The sequence below is a fragment of the Larkinella sp. C7 genome (genome assembly GCF_006149005.1).
Classification (GTDB): domain Bacteria; phylum Bacteroidota; class Bacteroidia; order Cytophagales; family Spirosomataceae; genus Larkinella.
The window spans coordinates 1-17,458 of the sequence record NZ_VBSL01000020.1 but is presented as its reverse complement, the minus strand read 5'-3'; the positions used below and the strand labels follow the sequence as shown (position 1 = coordinate 17,458).

Here is a 17,458-nt window from a genome sequence, read left to right as displayed (position 1 = left end):
ACCACTGATGCGACGCCATTACATTACCATCAAGGACATTGCCCGGGAATTAGCCATTTCGGTATCGACGGTTTCGCGCGCTTTGCGGGACGCGTACGATGTCAATCCGAAAACGCGGGAAAAGGTCCTGGCGAAGGCGATGGAACTGAATTACAAACCCAACTTCAACGCGATTGGGCTGGTGCAAAGCCAGTCGCACCACATTGGTGTGTTGATGCCCGCCATCACCAATTATTATTTTTCGACGGTGTTTACCGGGATCGAGCAGGTGGCCAACGCCAACGGCTATAGCCTGATTGTGTTTATTACCAACGATTCGGCGGAACGCGAGCAGGCGATTCTTCAGGATCTTTCCCTGAGCAGTCTGGACGGTTTGCTGGTGTCGGTATCGTCGCAGGCCGATTCATATGCGCATTTTGAAGAATTGATCCGGAATGGAATTCCGGTGGTGTTTTTTGACCGGGTTGCCGATGCGGTTTTGACGTCCAAAGTGATGCAGGACGATTACCACGGGGCCTACGAAGCCACGCAGCATCTGATCGATCAGGGCTATCGGCGGATTGCGCATCTTGCCGGTCCCGCTGGATTGACGTTTACCCTAAAACGCCGGAAAGGCTATGAAGACGCGTTGACGAACAACGGGTTACCGGTTCGGTCCGCCTGGGTTATTCACTCCGGTTTCTCGCAGGAATGCGGTTTTGAGGATGTGGCCCGGTTATGGACTTTAGCTGAAAAACCGGATGCCTTATTTGCGGTCAACGACCGGAAAGCGATTGGCGCCATGCTGGCGTTGAAAGAGCGCAAGGTTCAGATTGGGAAAGAGGTGGGGGTTATTGGATTCACCAACGATCCGATGTCGCAAATCATCTCCCCAACCCTGACCACCGTGGCCGAACCCGCTTTCGAAATCGGCAAACTCAGTTGTGAGTTGCTAATGAAACACATGACCCGGAAAAACTTCGAAGCTCAGGAGGTGATCTTACCAGCCCGGCTGATCGTCCGGGAATCGACCCGGCGCTGAAACGTCGTTCAGGAAACCTGCAAAACCAGCTTTCCGAATTGCTTGCCCGCTTCCATTTTCCGAAGCGCCTGTTCGGCATCCGCCAAGAGAAACACCTCATCCAGCACGGGAACCAACTGATTGTCTTCGACAAACCGGGTCATGGCGGCAAATTCGGAGTCGGTGCCCATTGTCGTGCCGTAGATGTTCAGTTGTTTGAAGAAAACTTTGGAGGGCGGCACATCCGTGATGTTGCCGGTTGTGCCGCCGTAAAACACAATCCGTCCGCCCGGCGCGGCCACATCGACCAGTTTGGCGAACCCCGGCCCGGCGGCACTGTCGACGATGACGTCGAAATAACCGCCTTTGCCGCCCCCGGTTTTGGCCATCAGCGTTTTTGCCCACTCTGCATCGCGGTAAATCACTCCGCCGGTAGCACCCAAATCCAGTGCCCGTTGCAGCTTTTCCTCCGAACCGGACGTTACCCAAACTTCCGCACCAAGAGCCACGGCGAATTGCAGGGCGGTTAAAGCCACTCCTCCGCCGATGCCGGTCACGAGAACCCGCTCCGGGTGACTGGGTTGCAGGGTAGCGCGGGTCATCAAAGCGCGCCAGGCGGTCAGACCCGCCAGGGGGAGGGCGGCTGCCTGTTCGAAGGTGAGATGAGCCGGTTTCCGGTGCAGGTAGTGGGCTTCAATTTTCAGGTACTCAGCGTAGGTCCCGTTGTCGGGCATGCCCAGAATTCGGAAATCCGGGCCGTAAAAATGAGGATTCGACCCCCAGTTCAGGGCGGGATTGATGATGACTTCCTGCGATTGCCAGGCTGGATCGACACCCTGGCCGGTTTCAATGACAATCCCGGCCCCGTCGGAACCCAGAACAACCGGCAATTGCATTTTGGGGTACAAACCGTGTTGAATAAACACGTCCCGGTGATTGATGGCCGCGGCTTTGATCTGGACGATCACTTCGCCGGGGCCGGCAACGGGCGTTTCAATGTCAACGTATTGCGCCGGTTGGTGAAGCGTAGTTTGAATGATGGCTTTCATAGAGATGAATTCAAAATCGCATTCCGGACACTGCCATAGGTTGCCAGCAATTCCTCGGCGCGTTCCCGCGTCACCCCGGTTTCACTCATCACCATGTTGGCGGCCCGGATTTTCAGTTTATGATTCGTCAGTTGCATGTCGACCATTTTATTGCCTTTCACCCGGCCCAACTGAATCATCACCGAGGTCGAAATCATGTTGAGCACCAGTTTCTGCGCTGTTCCCGATTTCATGCGCGTGCTGCCCGTCACAAATTCCGGTCCGACAACCACTTCGACCGGGAATTCGGCGGCTTGGGCGACGGCTGATCCGGGATTGCAAACCACGCAACCCGTCAGAATCCCGGCTTCACGGGCCTGCTGTAAACCGCCGATCACGTAAGGCGTCCGACCCGATGCGGCAATGCCGATGAGGGTGTCGAGCGAGTCGATGTGGTAAGGTGCCAGATCTTTCCAGGCCTGTTCGGCATCGTCTTCGGCGTTTTCGACGGCACTGCGAATGGCACGGTCGCCACCGGCAATCAGACCGACGACGAGATCGGGCGAAACCCCGTAGGTGGGTGGACACTCCGACGCGTCGACAATGCCCAGTCGGCCGCTCGTTCCGGCCCCAATATAGAACAACCGCCCGCCTTCTTTCATCCGTTTGACGATCTGTGTCACGAGGGCTTCGATTTGCGGAATGGCTTTCTCAACCGCCAAAGGAACGGTTTTATCTTCAGCGTTGATGTTGGTCAACAACGTCTGCACAGACATTTGCTCCAGGTGATCGTAGTGGGATGCGTTTTCGGTAATCATTGTATAGTTCTATTTTATGTCTATCAAAAGTACAATCAATTCTATAGTATCTACGCATAGTGAAAAAAAATGCTAAAAAATCCGTCAAAAAGTCTTGCGTATTTCATTTCATTTTTTTTCCTTTGACTCAAATTACGCTTTCAGCGAATTTTCGCTAATTGAAATTATGACTACTATAGCCCCCGACAAAACCCAGTTGAACCGGTACAGTGCCACCCTGACGCAGGAAGTCAGTAACCCGGCTGCGCAGGCCATGCTTTACGGCATCGGCCTGACGGAAGATGACATGAAAAAACCCCAGATCGGCATTGCCAGCGCCGGTTACGATGGCAATCCGTGCAACATTCATTTGAATGGTCTGGCGGCTTATGTGAAAAAAGGCGTCAACGAAAGTGGCTTAGTCGGTTTGGTATTCAATACGATTGGTGTTTCCGACGGCATGACCAACGGAAACGATGGCATGTCCTACTCACTGCCTTCCCGCGATCTGATTGCCGATTCAATTGAAACGGTGGTTCATGCCCAATGGTATGACGGGGTGATTGCGGTGGTCGGTTGCGACAAAAATATGCCCGGTGCGCTGATGGCCGTCGGTCGGATCAACCGCCCCGCCATTCTGGTCTACGGCGGCACGATTCGGTCGGGCAGTTACAAAGGTCAAAAGCTGGACATTGTGTCGGCGTTTGAAGCCTACGGAAAAAAAGTTGCCAACAACATCAGCGAAGAAGATTACAAAGGCGTTATCCAGAACTCGATTCCCGGCGCAGGAGCCTGCGGAGGCATGTATACCGCCAATACGATGGCGTCGTCGATGGAAGCACTGGGTTTGAGTCTGCCCAATAGTTCATCCTATCCGGCGACGCACGAAGGCAAGCAGGAAGAGTGCCGCAAAATCGGAGCGGCCATGATGAACCTGCTGGAAAAGAACATTACACCCCGCGAAATCATGACCAAAAAGGCGTTTGAAAACGCGATGACGGTGGTGATGGCGCTCGGCGGTTCGACCAATGCGGTTTTGCATTATATCGCGATTGCCAAATCCGTCGGGGTTTCGCTGACGCTGAAAGATATTCAGGACATCAGCGACCGGACGCCGTATCTGGGCGATCTGAAACCGAGTGGTAAATACTACATGGAGGATGTACTGGCAATCGGCGGAGTTCCGGCGGTGATGAAGTACCTCTACAACGCAGGGTATCTCCACGGGGACTGCATGACGGTGACGGGTAAAACCATCGCTGAAAATCTGGCAGACGCCCCGGATCTGAACTTCGAAACCCAGCAAATCATTCGGCCTTTCTCCAATCCGATCAAGAAAACCGGTCACATCCAGATTCTGTACGGCAACCTGGCCACGCAGGGCGCCGTTGCCAAAATTACCGGCAAAGAAGGCGAACGGTTTGAAGGCATCGCCAAAGTGTGTGATCGGGAAGAGCAGTTGCTGGAGTTTATCCAGAAACGGGAAATTGAAGAAGGTCACGTGGTGGTCATTCGCTACGAAGGCCCGAAAGGTGGTCCCGGTATGCCCGAAATGTTGAAACCAACGTCGGCCATTATGGGTCTGGGCCTGGGCGATAAAGTGGCTTTGATTACCGACGGACGGTTTTCGGGCGGAACCCACGGTTTTGTGGTGGGTCACATTACGCCCGAAGCGCAGGACGGCGGTAACATTGCACTGGTGCAGGATGGTGACAAAATCACGATCGACGCCGTCAATAATGTCATTCACATGCACGTTTCGGACGAAGAACTGGCCGAGCGCCGGGCCAACTGGACCGTTCCGCCGATGGAAGCAGCCGCTTCGCACGGCGTGCTGCGGAAATACGTGAAGCTGGTCAGTTCGGCGAGTGAAGGGTGTGTGACGGATGAATAACAACGAATAGAAATCAACAAATAGTCGTGCTAACCGACTGAATATAAACAGACAATACGATGAATACGACGGTCATTGAATTAACGGCAGAAAAACCGCAACCGGCTGTTCCGTCTGCTAAATTGCTAAAACCCCTGACGGGTGCCGAAGCACTCATGCAGGCGTTGGTGGAAGAGGGTGTAGAAACCATCTTCGGCTATCCCGGTGGGGCCATCATGCCGGTGTACGATGCGCTGTACGATTATCAGGACCGGTTGAACCACATTCTGGTGCGTCACGAACAGGGGGCCGCCCATGCCGCCGAAGGCTACGCCCGGGTGACGGGCCGGGCCGGTGTTTGTCTGGTGACTTCGGGGCCGGGCGCGACCAACCTGGTAACCGGGATTGCCGATGCACTGATCGATTCGACGCCGATGGTTTGTCTGGTGGGTCAGGTGGCGATGAAACTGTTAGGGACCGACGCGTTTCAGGAAACCGATGTCATTGGCGTTACCATGCCGATTACGAAGTGGAATTACCAGATCACCAGCGCCGACGAAATTCCGGAGATTATTGCCAAAGCCTTTTACCTCGCCCAGTCGGGCCGTCCGGGGCCGGTGGTGATCGATATTACGAAGAATGCGCAGGTGGAACTGATGACCAAGGCTTTCCACTACAAAAAGTGTGAGCGAGTAAGCACTTATCGCCCGCGTTTGATACCGAAACAGGACCAGGTCGAAAAAGCCGCCGAACTGATCAATAAGGCCAAAAAACCGTATATGCTCGTTGGGCACGGGGTGCTGATTTCCAAAGCCGAAAAAGAACTGCTCGCTTTTGTTGAAAAAACCGGCATTCCGGTAGCTACAACCTTGCTGGGTCAGTCGGCGCTTTCGGACGATCATCCCTTGTATACCGGCTGGCTGGGCATGCACGGCAACTACGGTTCCAACGTGATGACCAACCAGTGCGATCTGCTGATTGGCATTGGCATGCGGTTCGATGATCGCGTAACGGGCAATGCCGAATTGTTTGCCCGGCAGGCCAAAGTGGTTCATATTGAGATCGATCCGGCGGAAATCGACAAAGTGATCAAGGCCGATGCGCCGGTGATTGGTGACGTGAAGGAGGTGCTGAACCGCCTGATGCCACTGGTGAACGAAAATGACCATACGGCCTGGCGCAATGAGTTTCGGAAGTATGACGACATTGAAGAGGAGAAGGTTACGCAGCCCGCACTGGCTCCGACGACCGAAAAAATAAAGATGGCGGAAGCCATTAACCTGCTGTCGAAAAAGACGAATGGCGAAGCCGTGATGGTGGCCGACGTGGGTCAGCACCAGATGATGACGTCTGCTTACTACGAATTCAAAAAACCGCACAGTCTGGTTACCTCCGGCGGTTTGGGAACGATGGGATTTGCGCTTCCGGCGGCTTTTGGCGCTAAGGTGGGCGATCCGAGCCGCGAGGTGATTGCCATTATCGGCGACGGCTGTTTCCAGATGACGCTTCAGGAATTGGGTACGATTGCGCAGAATAAACTTCCGGTGAAGATTATTATCCTGAATAACAATTATTTAGGAATGGTTCGTCAGTGGCAGCAGTTGTTTTTCGAACGCCGGTATTCATTCGTGGAATTGCAGAACCCGGACTTCATCACAATTGCGAAAGGCTTCGGCATTGTGGGGCATACGTGCGCCAAACGGGAAGATTTGTCGGCATCGCTCGATACGCTGCTGGCCTCCGAAACACCATATCTGCTGGAAATCATTGTTGAACAGGAGGAAAACGTATTCCCGATGGTTCCCGCCGGGACGAGTGTTGCGGATATTCGGCTGGAATGAGGTTTTAAAGTTTAAATGAAAAATGAATACATACACCATTTGCATATTCACCGAAAACACGATTGGTCTGCTCAACCGGATTACCATCATTTTTACCCGTCGGCGGATTAACATCGAAAGTCTAACGGTTTCGGAAACGGAACGGATGGGCGTTTCGCGCTTTACCATCGTTATCAAGCACGATTCGCGGGAAGCGGTTGAAAAATTAGTGCGCCAGATTCGGAAAATCATCGAAGTAATGGCGGTTTTCGGATACCTGAACGACGAAATCGTGTCGAACGAAATCGCTCTTTTCAAGATTGCCACGCCACTGGGGTCCAAACCACTCGACATCGAATACATCAACAAGAATTTCAATGCCTGGGTGGTGTATTGGCAACTGGATTACGTCGTGATTGAGAAAACCGGCTCGGAAAAGCAGATTTTTGAATTTTTCAGTTACATCAAGCCCCACGGTATTCTGGAGTTCGTGCGGTCGGGCCGGGTGGCGGTTGGTAAAACTGAGAAGGGACTGGTCGAGTATTTGCCTGAGTATGAGTGGGAATATTATTTGTAGAAATGCGATATTTGCGGCCGAATTAACGCACGTTCATGCAGCAGCAACCACCCTCTTTAGCGGCACCAATTTATCAGCTTGAGCAACGGCTTTCTGTTTTTTTCGATAACCGGTTTTGGAAACTACGACTGGTAAGCCTGGCTCTTTTGATTTCAATTGGTAGTCTGTTGTTGCTGAACAGCATCTTTATCGACCGTGGTTTTCGGTATTTATACGAGGAAATTCGGCGTCCGGGGCTGCTGGATGGGTTTTTCTGGGACGACATCATCCGGCAAAGCGGGCATCTGTTCGAGCCCAATACGTATGAACCGGGAACGCACGAAGCGAATCAGACCTTTCGGCTGACCATTCCGCTGCTGGTGCATTTTTTCCGGCTGGGTGTTGCCAAGCTGTATCTGTTGCAGGTGGTGCTGGGGTTGGTTTTTCTGTGGGCGGTAACCGGAATCGTTTATAAAATTTTGCAGGATAAAGTCCTGACGTTTTATTTCCTGACGGGCTTCACGGCTATTTATGCCGGGATCGCGTTTTTTATCAACTATTTTGGCCACGGCGACGGGTATGTGTTCTGTTTCATGGCCTTGGCCGTGTATTTCCGGAATCCGCTGCTGGTCATTTTGTTCACGCAGCTAGCGTTCTGGTGCGACGAACGGGCGTTGATCAACTCGTCGTACATCGGTTTGTGGTATGCCTTGCCGATTCTGAAAACCGTGGTTCAAACCCGGAAGTTTGACATTCGGCAGGTTCCGGCGCCACTGGTGGCGCTGGTGGTAAGTGTGGTCATCTACGGCAGTATTCGCAAATGGCTGGAACTGACCTACGGCATGAAAATCGGCCATGATGCGTCCTGGTCGGCCCGCACGCTGGCCTGGAGCATGAGTTACGTGGGCGACAAAATGGCGCGGGGGCTGGAAGGCATGTGGCTCGTTTTGCTGGTGGCGTTCTGGGCGTTGGCCGTTCGGCGGCAGTGGCTGGAACTGGTGTTGCTCGGAGGAGCCTGGCTACTGACGATGGTCGTAGCGGTTTTGGTGGCCGACGGAACGCGGTCGCTGTCGTTTGGCTTCATGGCGTTCTTTTTCGCGCTGGCCATTCTGGACCGGTATCTGACGCGCAGTCAGTTGCGGGTGGTGTTGCTGAGCAGTGCCGTAATTTCGCTGATGTATTCAATTAGTTTTCCATAAAGCAGTAATCAATTTTAATTTAAAATAAACCAGTCAAGCAATGGCAAAAATTAACTTCGGCGGAGTTGAAGAAGAAGTCGTAACCCGCGAAGAATTTCCTCTTGAAAAAGCCAGAGAATTCCTCAAAGACGAAGTCATCGCCGTCATCGGTTACGGTGTTCAGGGTCCGGGTCAGTCGCTGAACATGCGCGACAATGGTTTCAATGTAATCGTTGGCCAACGGAAAGGTAAAACCTACGACAAAGCCGTTCGTGATGGCTGGGTGCCGGGCGAAACCTTGTTTGAAATCGAAGAAGCCCTCGAAAAAGGGACTATTATCTGCTTTTTGCTATCGGATGCCGCTCAGATTGAGCTTTGGCCGACTGTTAAAAAATACCTGACTGCCGGCAAAGCCCTGTATTTCTCACACGGTTTCGGCGTCACCTACAAAGACCAAACCGGTATTGTTCCTCCCGATGATGTCGATGTATTCCTGGTGGCACCGAAAGGCTCCGGAACGTCGCTGCGCCGGATGTTCGTTGAAGGCAAAGGCTTGAACTCCAGTTTCGCCATTTACCAGGATGCCAGCGGCAAAGCCCGCCAACGGGCCATCGCCATGGGCATTGGCGTGGGTTCCGGTTACCTGTTCGAAACGAATTTCTATAAAGAAGTAACGTCTGATTTAACCGGCGAACGCGGGACACTGATGGGCGCTATTCAGGGGATTTTTGCCGCTCAGTACGACGTATTGCGCGCCAATGGCCACTCACCATCCGAAGCGTTCAATGAAACGGTGGAAGAACTGACGCAGTCGCTGATGCCACTCGTTGCCGAAAACGGTATGGACTGGATGTATGCCAACTGCTCGACCACAGCCCAACGCGGTGCGCTCGACTGGTGGAAACCGTTCCGGGATGCTACCAAGCCGGTTTTTGAACAACTGTACAATTCCGTGAAAGCGGGTGAGCAGGCGAACATCTCGATCACCCGCAACTCGCAGTCTGATTACCGCGAAAAGCTGGAAGAAGAACTGAAAGAATTGCGCGAGTCGGAAATGTGGCGTGCTGGTACGGCCGTTCGCAGTCTGCGTCCGGAGAGAAACTAAATTTAAGGATTTTGGGGCCGGGCTATTTTCTTGCGGTTGAAATGCAGGGGAAGTATTCTCCCTTTGTTGCGTACCTTTACGACCTGGTTTCAAACCGCAAAAAGGCGGCCCGACCCAAACTCTTAAATTACCGGAAAACCGGTCTTAACTTATGGTAACGTGGTAGAAGCGGAGAAAACAATCACCTTTCCGGACGTAGACAACATCTATCTGGCGGCTGAGCGGTTGCGGGGTGTCATCGCACACACGCCTTTGCAGGAAAATCTGAATCTGTCCGATAAATACGGGGCTACCATTTTCCTGAAACGGGAAGATTTGCAGGTCGTACGGTCTTATAAGATTCGGGGAGCGTACAACAAAATGGCCAGTCTGCCCGCCGATGCCCTGGCAAAAGGCGTGGTTTGCGCCAGTGCCGGTAATCACGCGCAGGGGCTGGCGTATGCCTGTCGCAAGATGGCCGTCAAGGGGATTATTTTCATGCCGACCACCACGCCCAATCAGAAAGTCAAACAGGTCAAGCTGTTTGGAAAAGAGTTTGTAGAGGTGGTGTTGATTGGTGACACCTACGACGATGCCTACCATGCAGCGATGGAATACGTCGATACGCACGAGAGCATTTTCGTGCATCCATTCGACGATCTGCAGGTCATGGAAGGGCAGGGAACCGTTGGTCTGGAGATTTTCAAGGATTCCAATTTCAAAATCGACTACCTGCTGATGGCTATTGGCGGGGGCGGACTGGCGTCCGGCGTATCAACGGTTTTTCGGCAATTGAGTCCGAGAACGAAACTGATTGGCGTCGAGCCGCTGGGAGCGCCCTCCATGAAAGTATCGATTGACGCCGGGCATATCGTCGCCCTGGACGAAATTGACAAATTTGTCGATGGAGCAGCCGTCAAACGTCCTGGTAACACGACCTTTGAAATATGCCGTCAAAACCTCGATCAGGTTATTCTGATACCGGAAGGCAAAGTTTGCACCACGATTTTGCAACTTTACAACGAAGATGCCATTGTGGCCGAACCCGCCGGAGCGTTGACGATTGCCGCGCTGGATTTCCTGAAGGATGAAATTAGGGGTAAAAACGTCGTTTGCCTGATTAGTGGAGGAAATAACGACATTACCCGGACGGAAGAAATCAAGGAACGTTCGCTGCTGTACGAGGGACTGAAGCATTATTTCATCATCCGGTTTCCGCAACGGGCCGGGGCGATGCGCGAATTCCTGAGTAATGTGCTGGGTGAAACCGACGACATTACGTTGTTTGAATATTCCAAGAAAACCAACCGCGAACGGGGGCCGGCACTGGTCGGTATCGAGCTAAAACACAAAGCGGATTTTGCGGCCTTGCTGGAACGCATGCGCGAAGCCAAAATCCAGTTTGAGTATTTGAACGACAAGCCGGATTTGTTTGAGTTTTTGATTTGAGTAGTATGGACGCAGTACAGAATAAAGAACAGGTTTTTGCTTTGATTCAGTCTCATAAGGCTGCAATCAGGCAATTTGGGGCTGCTAGACTCGGCTTGTTCGGATCGTTCGTACGTAATCAACAGCGGGAAGATAGTGACATTGATTTCGTAGTTGAATTTCTGGAAGGACGAAAGAAATACAAAAACTATGTTCATCTGGCCTACTACCTAGAAAAATTGCTGAACCGCTACGTACAGTTAGTTACTTGGGAAACAATGGCTCCTTTTGTTAAAAAAGAAGTTAGAAATGAGATTGAATATGCCCTCAACGATTGAATTTATCCGGCATATTCAGCAGGAATTACAATATATAATTGACGAAACTTCAGGTATAAATTTTGAAGATTTCGTTACCGATGTTCGTTTAAACAAAGCCATTGTAAGAAGTCTTGAAATTATTGGCGAAGCCAGCAAACGAGTTCCTGACGAAATACGATACCGCTAGAATGAACTTGATTGGAAAGGTTTTGCAGGATTACGTGACGTGTTAATATATCAATATTGGGGAATCGACTACCAATTGGTTTGGGATGCTGCTACAGATGATGTCCCGGTTGCCAAAGTATAGATTGATCTAATTATTGAGCTTGAAAAGGACTTACTATAGCTATGAATCAGCCCACAACACTGTTTGATAAAATTTGGGACGCCCACGTCGTCAAGGCAATGAACGACGGACCGGATGCAGTTTTTATCGATCGACATTTTATTCACGAAGTCACCAGCCCGCAGGCTTTCGATGGGTTGCGGAAGCGCGGCATCGGGGTTTTCAACATTGCGCGGACGACGGCTACGGCAGACCACAACGTACCGACGAAAGACCAGCATCTACCCATCAAAGAAGCCCTTTCGCGCCATCAGGTGGAAACGTTGCGGAAAAATTGTACCGATTTTGGCATAGAATTATACGATCTGGGACACCCGTTTCAGGGCATCGTTCATATCATCGGTCCCGAATTGGGCTTGACCCTGCCGGGCATGACCATCGTCTGTGGCGACAGCCACACCAGCACCCACGGTGCGTTGGGCAATGTGGCGTTCGGGATCGGAACGAGCGAAGTCGAGCAGGTTCTGGCCACGCAGTGTATTCTGCAATACAAGCCGAAGCGGATGCGGATCAACATCAACGGGCAATTGGGTAAAGGCGTAACGTCGAAAGACATCATCCTGTACGTCATTGCGCAAATATCGGCCAGCGGGGCCACCGGTTATTTCGTTGAATACGCGGGGGATACGATTCGCGGTTTGTCGATGGAAGCCCGGATGACGATTTGCAACATGAGCATCGAAATGGGGGCGCGCGGTGGACTGATTGCTCCCGACGAAACGACGTTCGAATACATTCGCGGCCGGCGGTTTGCGCCCCAGGGCGAAGCGTTCGACCAGGCCGTTGAACGCTGGCGGGAATTGAAAACCGACGACGGTGCGGAATTTGATATGGAGTTGAACTACAGAGCCGAAGACATCGGCCCGATGATTACTTACGGAACCAACCCCGGAATGGGCATTGCCGTGGATAGTCACGTTCCGAATCTGAGCGAAATACCGCAGAGCGAGCTGGCATCCTATACGAAATCACTGGCGTATATGGGCCTGGAACCGGGTATGGAACTGATCGGAAAACCGGTCGATTACGTCTTCATCGGTTCTTGTACCAACGCCCGGATCGAAGATTTGCGGACGGTGGCTGAGTTTGTGAAAGGCAAGACCAAAGCCGAGGGTGTCGAAGTCTGGATTGTGCCGGGTTCGGTGCAGGTGTCGAACCAGGCCAAAGCCGAAGGGTTGGATCGGGTATTTATCGACGCCGGTTTTGAACTTCGCGAACCGGGTTGTTCGGCCTGTCTGGGGATGAACGAAGACAAAGTTCCGGCGGGCAAATACTGCATTTCGACCTCCAATCGTAACTTTGAAGGCCGGCAGGGGCAAGGCGCGCGGACATTTTTGGCCAGCCCGATCATGGCGGCTGCCGCAGCGGTGACCGGGAAAGTGACGGATGTGAGAGAACTGGTGTAACACAATGCAAAGCCAAACGCTTTTTCAAACGATTCAGACGTATCTGTTGGGCAAGAATGTCCGCAAAGCATCCGTCTTTGGATCCTATGCCCGTGGCGAAGAGACCGGCGAAAGTGATGTCGATCTTTTGATTGAAGCTGAAGGAATAACGTTGTTTGATATTTTGCGATTTGAAGAAGAGCTATCTAACCTGACGCATAAACCAATCGATATTGTTGAATATAAGGCTATTAAACCTTCTATTCGCGATCAGGTATTGGCAAGAAAGGTCGATTTGATATGAATCGGGATGATACACTTGCAGGACATAATTGAAAGTATCAATATTATTTTTGACTATGTGAGGGCAGTAACGGAACTCGATTTTAATCAAAGTACATTGATACAGGATGCTGTTTACCGGCGTTTTGAAATAATTGGAGAAGCAACCATTCGTTTGTCGGACCCATTAAAGGCTAAGTATCCAGAGGTTGAATGGAAATTGATGCGGGCTATGCGGAACAAGTTGGCCCACGAACACTTTGGGATATCAGCTTCAACAGTTTACAATACGGTTAAAGCTTTTTGCCAGCCTTGTTGGAAAAGTTAACAGAAATTCAGAATGAGCAAAGAAACCATGCATAAACTCGTCTCGACGGCGGCTCCCCTGCCGATTGAGAACATCGATACGGATCAGATCATCCCGGCGCGGTTCCTGAAAGCCACCACGCGCGAAGGCTTTGGCGATAACCTGTTCCGCGACTGGCGGTATACGACCGACAATACGCCCAAAGCCGATTTCGTGCTGAACAATCCAATCTACGCCGGTGCTAAAATCCTCGTTGCGGGTAAAAACTTCGGCATGGGTTCCAGCCGCGAACATGCCGCCTGGGCAATTCATGACTATGGTTTTAAAGTAGTCATCTCCAGCTTTTTCGCCGATATTTTCCGAAATAATGCGCTGAATAATTTCGTGTTGCCCGCTCAGGTTTCGGATGAATTTCTGGCCGAAATTTTCAAAGCCATCGAAGCCGATTCGCAAACGCAAATTACCGTTGATCTGGTGAACCAGGAGATCGTGCTGGAAAACGGTTTGAAAGAATCATTTGCCATCAATGCCTATAAGAAACAGTGTTTGATGAACGGCTACGACGACATCGATTACCTGTTGAGTTTGAGTTCAGAAGTTAAAAAATTCGATCTGGCGCACACAAATTTTTGATTGAGTGAAAAAACACATTGTAGTCATCGCCGGCGACGGCATTGGTCAGGAAGTAACCACCGTTGGGAAACAGGTTCTGGATCGCATTGCGGAGAAGTTCGGCCACGAATTCACGTACGACGAAGCGCTGATTGGCCACGCAGCCATTGAAGCCACGGGCAATCCGCTTCCCGAAGAAACCATCACCAAGTCGAAGCAGTCGGACGCCATTTTGTTTGGTGCGGTCGGCCACCCGAAATACGACAATGATCCGTCGGCGAAAGTCCGGCCCGAACAGGGCTTGCTGGGCATCCGGAAAGCACTTGGTTTGTATGCCAACCTGCGGCCCATCAAGCTATTTGATGAACTGTTGCAGGCATCGAGCATCAAACCGGAGTTTCTGCAAGGGGCTGATATTCTGTTTTTTCGGGAACTGACGGGCGATGTGTATTTCGGCGAAAAAGGACGGAAAGACGACGGAGACACCGCATATGACCTGATGATCTACAGCCGTTACGAAGTGGAACGCATTGCTGTTAAAGCGTTTGATGCCGCCATGACGCGCCGGAAAAAACTCTGCTCGGTCGATAAAGCCAACGTCCTGGAATCGTCCCGACTGTGGCGCGAAGTGGTGCAGGAAGTGGCCAAACGGTATCCGGAAGTCGAAGTGGAACACCAGTTTATCGATGCCGCTGCGATGTTGCTCATCAAAGACCCGCGCCGGTTCGATGTGGTCGTAACGGGCAACCTGTTCGGGGATATTCTGACGGATGAAGCGTCGCAGATCGCCGGTTCCATGGGGATGCTGGCGTCGGCTTCTATCGGTGACACGACGGGTTTGTATGAACCCATCCACGGTTCGGCCCACGACATTACGGGCAAAGGCCTTGCCAATCCGCTGGCGTCGGTGTTGTCGGCGGCTCTGATGCTGGAGATTTCGTTTGGTATGAAAGCCGAAGCCGAAGCCGTTGTCGATGCCGTCGATCAGGTATTGAAAGCCGGTTTCCGGACCCGCGACATTGCGGATTCCAACACGCCAGCCGACCTGATTTTAGGTACGGAAGCCATGGGAAAGCAATTACTTTCCAAACTTTGATTCAGCGAGAACACTCTATCCCAATTTACTCTTATTAACCATGAGCCAACGGATTTATATTTTCGACACCACCCTGCGCGACGGCGAGCAAGTGCCGGGTAGCCAATTATCTACCGAAGAAAAAATCGTGGTGGCGAAAGAACTGGAGCGTCTCGGCGTCGATATTATTGAAGCGGGATTTCCGGTTTCGAGCCCGGGCGATTTTCGGTCCATTGTTGAAATCTCGAAAGCGGTTACCGAACCGGTCATCTGCGCACTTTCACGGGCCAAAAAAGAAGATATCGATGCCGCCGGCGAAGCACTGAAGTATGCCAAACGCAAGCGGATTCACACCGGTATCGGTTCGTCAGATATTCACATCCGGAATAAATTCAACAGCACACGCGATCAGATTGTGGAGCAGGCCATTGCGGCTGTCAAACACGCCCGGACGTATGTGGAAGATGTGGAGTTCTACGCCGAAGACGCCGGTCGGGCTGACCTTGCGTTCCTGGCCCGACTCACCGAAGCCGTCATCAACGCCGGAGCGACGGTGGTGAACATCCCGGATACGACCGGTTATTGTCTGCCGGATGAATACGGAAATAAGATCAAGTATATATACGAACACGTTTCGAACGTGCACAAAGCCATTATTTCCATCCATTGCCACAACGACCTCGGTCTGGCCACGGCTAACACGCTGGCCGGTATTCAACAGGGCGCGCGCCAGGTGGAAGTAACCATCAACGGCATCGGCGAACGCGCCGGAAACACCTCGCTGGAGGAAGTTGTAATGGCGTTGCAGGTGCACAAAGAGCTGGGTTTTGAGACCAATATCAACGCCAAGCGGTTGTTCCCGGTGAGCCAGCTCGTATCGGAAATGATGAATATGCCAGTACAGGCCAACAAAGCCATTGTAGGCCGTAACGCCTTCGCCCACTCGTCGGGCATTCATCAGGACGGTTTTCTGAAACACTCCGAAAACTACGAAATCATGAATCCGCACGATGTCGGCGTTCCCGAATCGTCGATCGTGCTGACGGCCCGCAGCGGTCGCCACGCCCTGAAACACCGGCTGGAATTGCTGGGTTTCCGGTATGACAAACCGACTTTGGACACCATCTACACGCGTTTCCTCGACATGGCCGATGTCCGCAAAGAGGTGAACGATAAGGATTTGATGGAACTGGTTCGCTAATAAGAAATTACATTGATTAGAAAGGACAGGCAGGAAGCTTGTCCTTTTTTATTTTCTTTACCGTATGAACTATACCGAACTACAAGTAACGCTTTCTGCCGATTATACCGACATTCTCATGGCCGAACTGGGCGCATTGGGCTTCGAATCCTTCGTTGAAACCGATGAAGGACTAAGCGCCTACATTTCCGAATCCGATTTTGATGAAACTGCGGTCCAGTCGGTTATCGATAAATACGCCAATCAAACCGCAATAGCCTATCAGATCAATTCGTTAGAAAAGAAGAACTGGAACGAAGAGTGGGAACGGAATTACCAGCCCATCGACGTGCAGGATCGGATTCGCGTTCGGGCGTCTTTTCACGAACCGGATGCCGGTTTTCAGTACGACATTGTCATCAATCCGAAAATGTCGTTTGGAACCGGCCACCACGAGACGACGGCCATGATGCTCGAACACCAGTTGAGCGTCGATGCGGCCGGACAAACCGTGCTGGACGTTGGCTCCGGCACCGGCATTCTGGCGATTCTGGCGGCTTTGCAGGGGGCCGAACGGGTGATCGCGTTTGACATTGAAGAGTGGGCCATTGAAAACGCCCGCGAAAATGCCGAACTGAACGGTTGCTCGCAAATCGACGTTTTTCAGGGTACAATTCATGACGTCAATCCGGCGGAACGGTTCGATCTCGTGCTGGCCAATATCAACCGGAATGTGCTGTTGGAGGATATACCGGTGTATGTCCGGCTGATGAAACCGGAGAGTACGTTGCTGGTGAGCGGTTTTTACGAACAGGACGCACGGGATATCGAGGAAAAAGGGTTGGCCGAAGGGCTGACGAAAATCGGACAATTGTCCCAAAATAAGTGGGTTTCACTACGATTTATCAAAAGTACCCACGGACCGGCGGTCGATCCCGTTTAGGTTCCGGGTGCCGTACGGGAATGATGAGACAGGTATACAGCATTTTATCGATATTTCTCCTGCTGGCAACGGCGGCAACGGCGCAAACATTTAAACTGTCGGACAACCCCGAGCAGTTTCTGACGGATTTACAGAAATTGATGAATGCGGGGGGAGCCTATTCCCAAAAGGCCGAAAAAAATCTCGAAACGCTATTCACCGAAAACCGGCTGTCGGCTCCGCAGAAAGAGCGCGTAATCGC

The 17,458-nt window shown here is 51.9% G+C and carries 18 protein-coding genes and 1 pseudogene; 17 read left to right on the top strand and 2 right to left on the bottom strand.

Annotation, left to right across the window (positions count from 1 at the left end):
- The first annotated feature begins 7 nt into the window (after nt 1–7).
- A complete protein-coding gene (locus FH871_RS28525; protein ID WP_138994830.1) occupies nt 8–1,021 on the top strand; it encodes a LacI family DNA-binding transcriptional regulator in 1,014 nt (337 codons plus the stop codon).
- A gap of 8 nt (nt 1,022–1,029) precedes the next feature.
- On the opposite strand, the gene FH871_RS28520 is transcribed toward FH871_RS28525, so the two are convergent.
- Nucleotides 1,030–2,049, bottom strand: coding sequence for a zinc-binding dehydrogenase (locus tag FH871_RS28520; RefSeq protein WP_138994829.1), 1,020 nt, complete (start codon nt 2,047–2,049; stop codon nt 1,030–1,032).
- Entirely contained in the window at nt 2,046–2,846 is an 801-nt protein-coding gene (gene murQ / locus FH871_RS28515) for an N-acetylmuramic acid 6-phosphate etherase (RefSeq protein WP_138994828.1), read from the bottom strand. The genes FH871_RS28520 and murQ overlap by 4 nt, the downstream gene beginning before the upstream one ends.
- Before the next feature lie 166 nt (nt 2,847–3,012).
- On the opposite strand from murQ, the gene ilvD reads away from it, so the two are divergent.
- The 16 genes and pseudogenes from ilvD to FH871_RS28430 all read left to right on the top strand — a co-directional run.
- Nucleotides 3,013–4,719, top strand: a complete 1,707-nt coding sequence (ilvD, locus tag FH871_RS28510) for a dihydroxy-acid dehydratase (RefSeq protein ID WP_138994827.1) — start codon at nt 3,013–3,015, stop codon at nt 4,717–4,719.
- A gap of 59 nt (nt 4,720–4,778) precedes the next feature.
- Nucleotides 4,779–6,539, top strand: coding sequence for a biosynthetic-type acetolactate synthase large subunit (ilvB, locus tag FH871_RS28505; RefSeq protein WP_138994826.1), 1,761 nt, complete (start codon nt 4,779–4,781; stop codon nt 6,537–6,539).
- Between the two features lie 22 nt (nt 6,540–6,561).
- Nucleotides 6,562–7,095 carry an acetolactate synthase small subunit gene (gene ilvN, locus FH871_RS28500; RefSeq protein ID WP_114407724.1) on the top strand — a complete coding sequence of 178 codons (534 nt, stop codon included), beginning with the start codon at nt 6,562–6,564 and terminating at the stop codon, nt 7,093–7,095.
- 35 nt (nt 7,096–7,130) lie between these two features.
- Nucleotides 7,131–8,273, top strand: a complete 1,143-nt coding sequence (locus FH871_RS28495) for a hypothetical protein (RefSeq protein ID WP_138994825.1) — start codon at nt 7,131–7,133, stop codon at nt 8,271–8,273.
- 40 nt (nt 8,274–8,313) lie between these two features.
- Nucleotides 8,314–9,357: a ketol-acid reductoisomerase gene (gene ilvC / locus FH871_RS28490; protein ID WP_138994824.1), complete on the top strand. Its 1,044-nt coding sequence runs from the start codon at nt 8,314–8,316 to the stop codon at nt 9,355–9,357.
- A gap of 159 nt (nt 9,358–9,516) precedes the next feature.
- Nucleotides 9,517–10,785 (top strand): threonine ammonia-lyase IlvA, encoded by a 1,269-nt coding sequence (ilvA, locus tag FH871_RS28485; protein WP_138994823.1) that lies wholly within the window; start codon nt 9,517–9,519, stop codon nt 10,783–10,785.
- Between the two features lie 5 nt (nt 10,786–10,790).
- Nucleotides 10,791–11,102 (top strand): nucleotidyltransferase family protein, encoded by a 312-nt coding sequence (locus FH871_RS28480; protein WP_138994822.1) that lies wholly within the window; start codon nt 10,791–10,793, stop codon nt 11,100–11,102.
- Nucleotides 11,074–11,394, top strand: a pseudogene (locus FH871_RS34225) (DUF86 domain-containing protein). Before FH871_RS28480 ends, FH871_RS34225 begins: the two are co-directional and overlap by 29 nt.
- Before the next feature lie 41 nt (nt 11,395–11,435).
- Nucleotides 11,436–12,839: a 3-isopropylmalate dehydratase large subunit gene (gene leuC, locus FH871_RS28465; protein ID WP_138994820.1), complete on the top strand. Its 1,404-nt coding sequence runs from the start codon at nt 11,436–11,438 to the stop codon at nt 12,837–12,839.
- A 4-nt stretch (nt 12,840–12,843) separates the two neighbouring features.
- Complete coding sequence (locus FH871_RS28460) at nt 12,844–13,122, top strand: nucleotidyltransferase family protein (RefSeq protein ID WP_138994819.1); 279 nt, start codon at nt 12,844–12,846, stop codon at nt 13,120–13,122.
- 15 nt (nt 13,123–13,137) lie between these two features.
- Nucleotides 13,138–13,428, top strand: coding sequence for a DUF86 domain-containing protein (locus FH871_RS28455; protein WP_171062988.1), 291 nt, complete (start codon nt 13,138–13,140; stop codon nt 13,426–13,428).
- Nucleotides 13,429–13,440: 12 nt separating this feature from the next.
- Nucleotides 13,441–14,040, top strand: a complete 600-nt coding sequence (gene leuD / locus FH871_RS28450) for a 3-isopropylmalate dehydratase small subunit (protein ID WP_138994817.1) — start codon at nt 13,441–13,443, stop codon at nt 14,038–14,040.
- A gap of 4 nt (nt 14,041–14,044) precedes the next feature.
- Nucleotides 14,045–15,115: a 3-isopropylmalate dehydrogenase gene (leuB, locus tag FH871_RS28445; protein ID WP_138994816.1), complete on the top strand. Its 1,071-nt coding sequence runs from the start codon at nt 14,045–14,047 to the stop codon at nt 15,113–15,115.
- A gap of 40 nt (nt 15,116–15,155) precedes the next feature.
- Nucleotides 15,156–16,295 (top strand): 2-isopropylmalate synthase, encoded by a 1,140-nt coding sequence (locus tag FH871_RS28440; protein ID WP_138994815.1) that lies wholly within the window; start codon nt 15,156–15,158, stop codon nt 16,293–16,295.
- A 64-nt stretch (nt 16,296–16,359) separates the two neighbouring features.
- Nucleotides 16,360–17,217, top strand: a complete 858-nt coding sequence (gene prmA / locus FH871_RS28435; protein ID WP_138994814.1) for a 50S ribosomal protein L11 methyltransferase — start codon at nt 16,360–16,362, stop codon at nt 17,215–17,217.
- Between the two features lie 20 nt (nt 17,218–17,237).
- Nucleotides 17,238–17,458: hypothetical protein (locus FH871_RS28430; protein WP_138994813.1), on the top strand; the 221-nt coding region annotated here is incomplete at its 3' end.

Excerpts from the sequence above, each read along its gene's own strand:
- leuC (WP_138994820.1), top strand. The coding sequence starts at position 11,436 with ATGAATCAGCCCACAACACTGTTTGATAAAATTTGGGACGCCCACGTC.
- leuD (WP_138994817.1), top strand. The coding sequence starts at position 13,441 with ATGAGCAAAGAAACCATGCATAAACTCGTCTCGACGGCGGCTCCCCTG.
- FH871_RS28460 (WP_138994819.1), top strand. The coding sequence starts at position 12,844 with ATGCAAAGCCAAACGCTTTTTCAAACGATTCAGACGTATCTGTTGGGC.
- ilvD (WP_138994827.1), top strand. The coding sequence starts at position 3,013 with ATGACTACTATAGCCCCCGACAAAACCCAGTTGAACCGGTACAGTGCC.
- ilvN (WP_114407724.1), top strand. The coding sequence starts at position 6,562 with ATGAATACATACACCATTTGCATATTCACCGAAAACACGATTGGTCTG.
- ilvC (WP_138994824.1), top strand. The coding sequence starts at position 8,314 with ATGGCAAAAATTAACTTCGGCGGAGTTGAAGAAGAAGTCGTAACCCGC.
- FH871_RS28495 (WP_138994825.1), top strand. The coding sequence starts at position 7,131 with ATGCAGCAGCAACCACCCTCTTTAGCGGCACCAATTTATCAGCTTGAG.
- FH871_RS28440 (WP_138994815.1), top strand. The coding sequence starts at position 15,156 with ATGAGCCAACGGATTTATATTTTCGACACCACCCTGCGCGACGGCGAG.
- FH871_RS28480 (WP_138994822.1), top strand. The coding sequence starts at position 10,791 with ATGGACGCAGTACAGAATAAAGAACAGGTTTTTGCTTTGATTCAGTCT.
- FH871_RS28520 (WP_138994829.1), bottom strand. The coding sequence starts at position 2,049 with ATGAAAGCCATCATTCAAACTACGCTTCACCAACCGGCGCAATACGTT.
- ilvB (WP_138994826.1), top strand. The coding sequence starts at position 4,779 with ATGAATACGACGGTCATTGAATTAACGGCAGAAAAACCGCAACCGGCT.
- prmA (WP_138994814.1), top strand. The coding sequence starts at position 16,360 with ATGAACTATACCGAACTACAAGTAACGCTTTCTGCCGATTATACCGAC.
- FH871_RS28525 (WP_138994830.1), top strand. The coding sequence starts at position 8 with ATGCGACGCCATTACATTACCATCAAGGACATTGCCCGGGAATTAGCC.
- murQ (WP_138994828.1), bottom strand. The coding sequence starts at position 2,846 with ATGATTACCGAAAACGCATCCCACTACGATCACCTGGAGCAAATGTCT.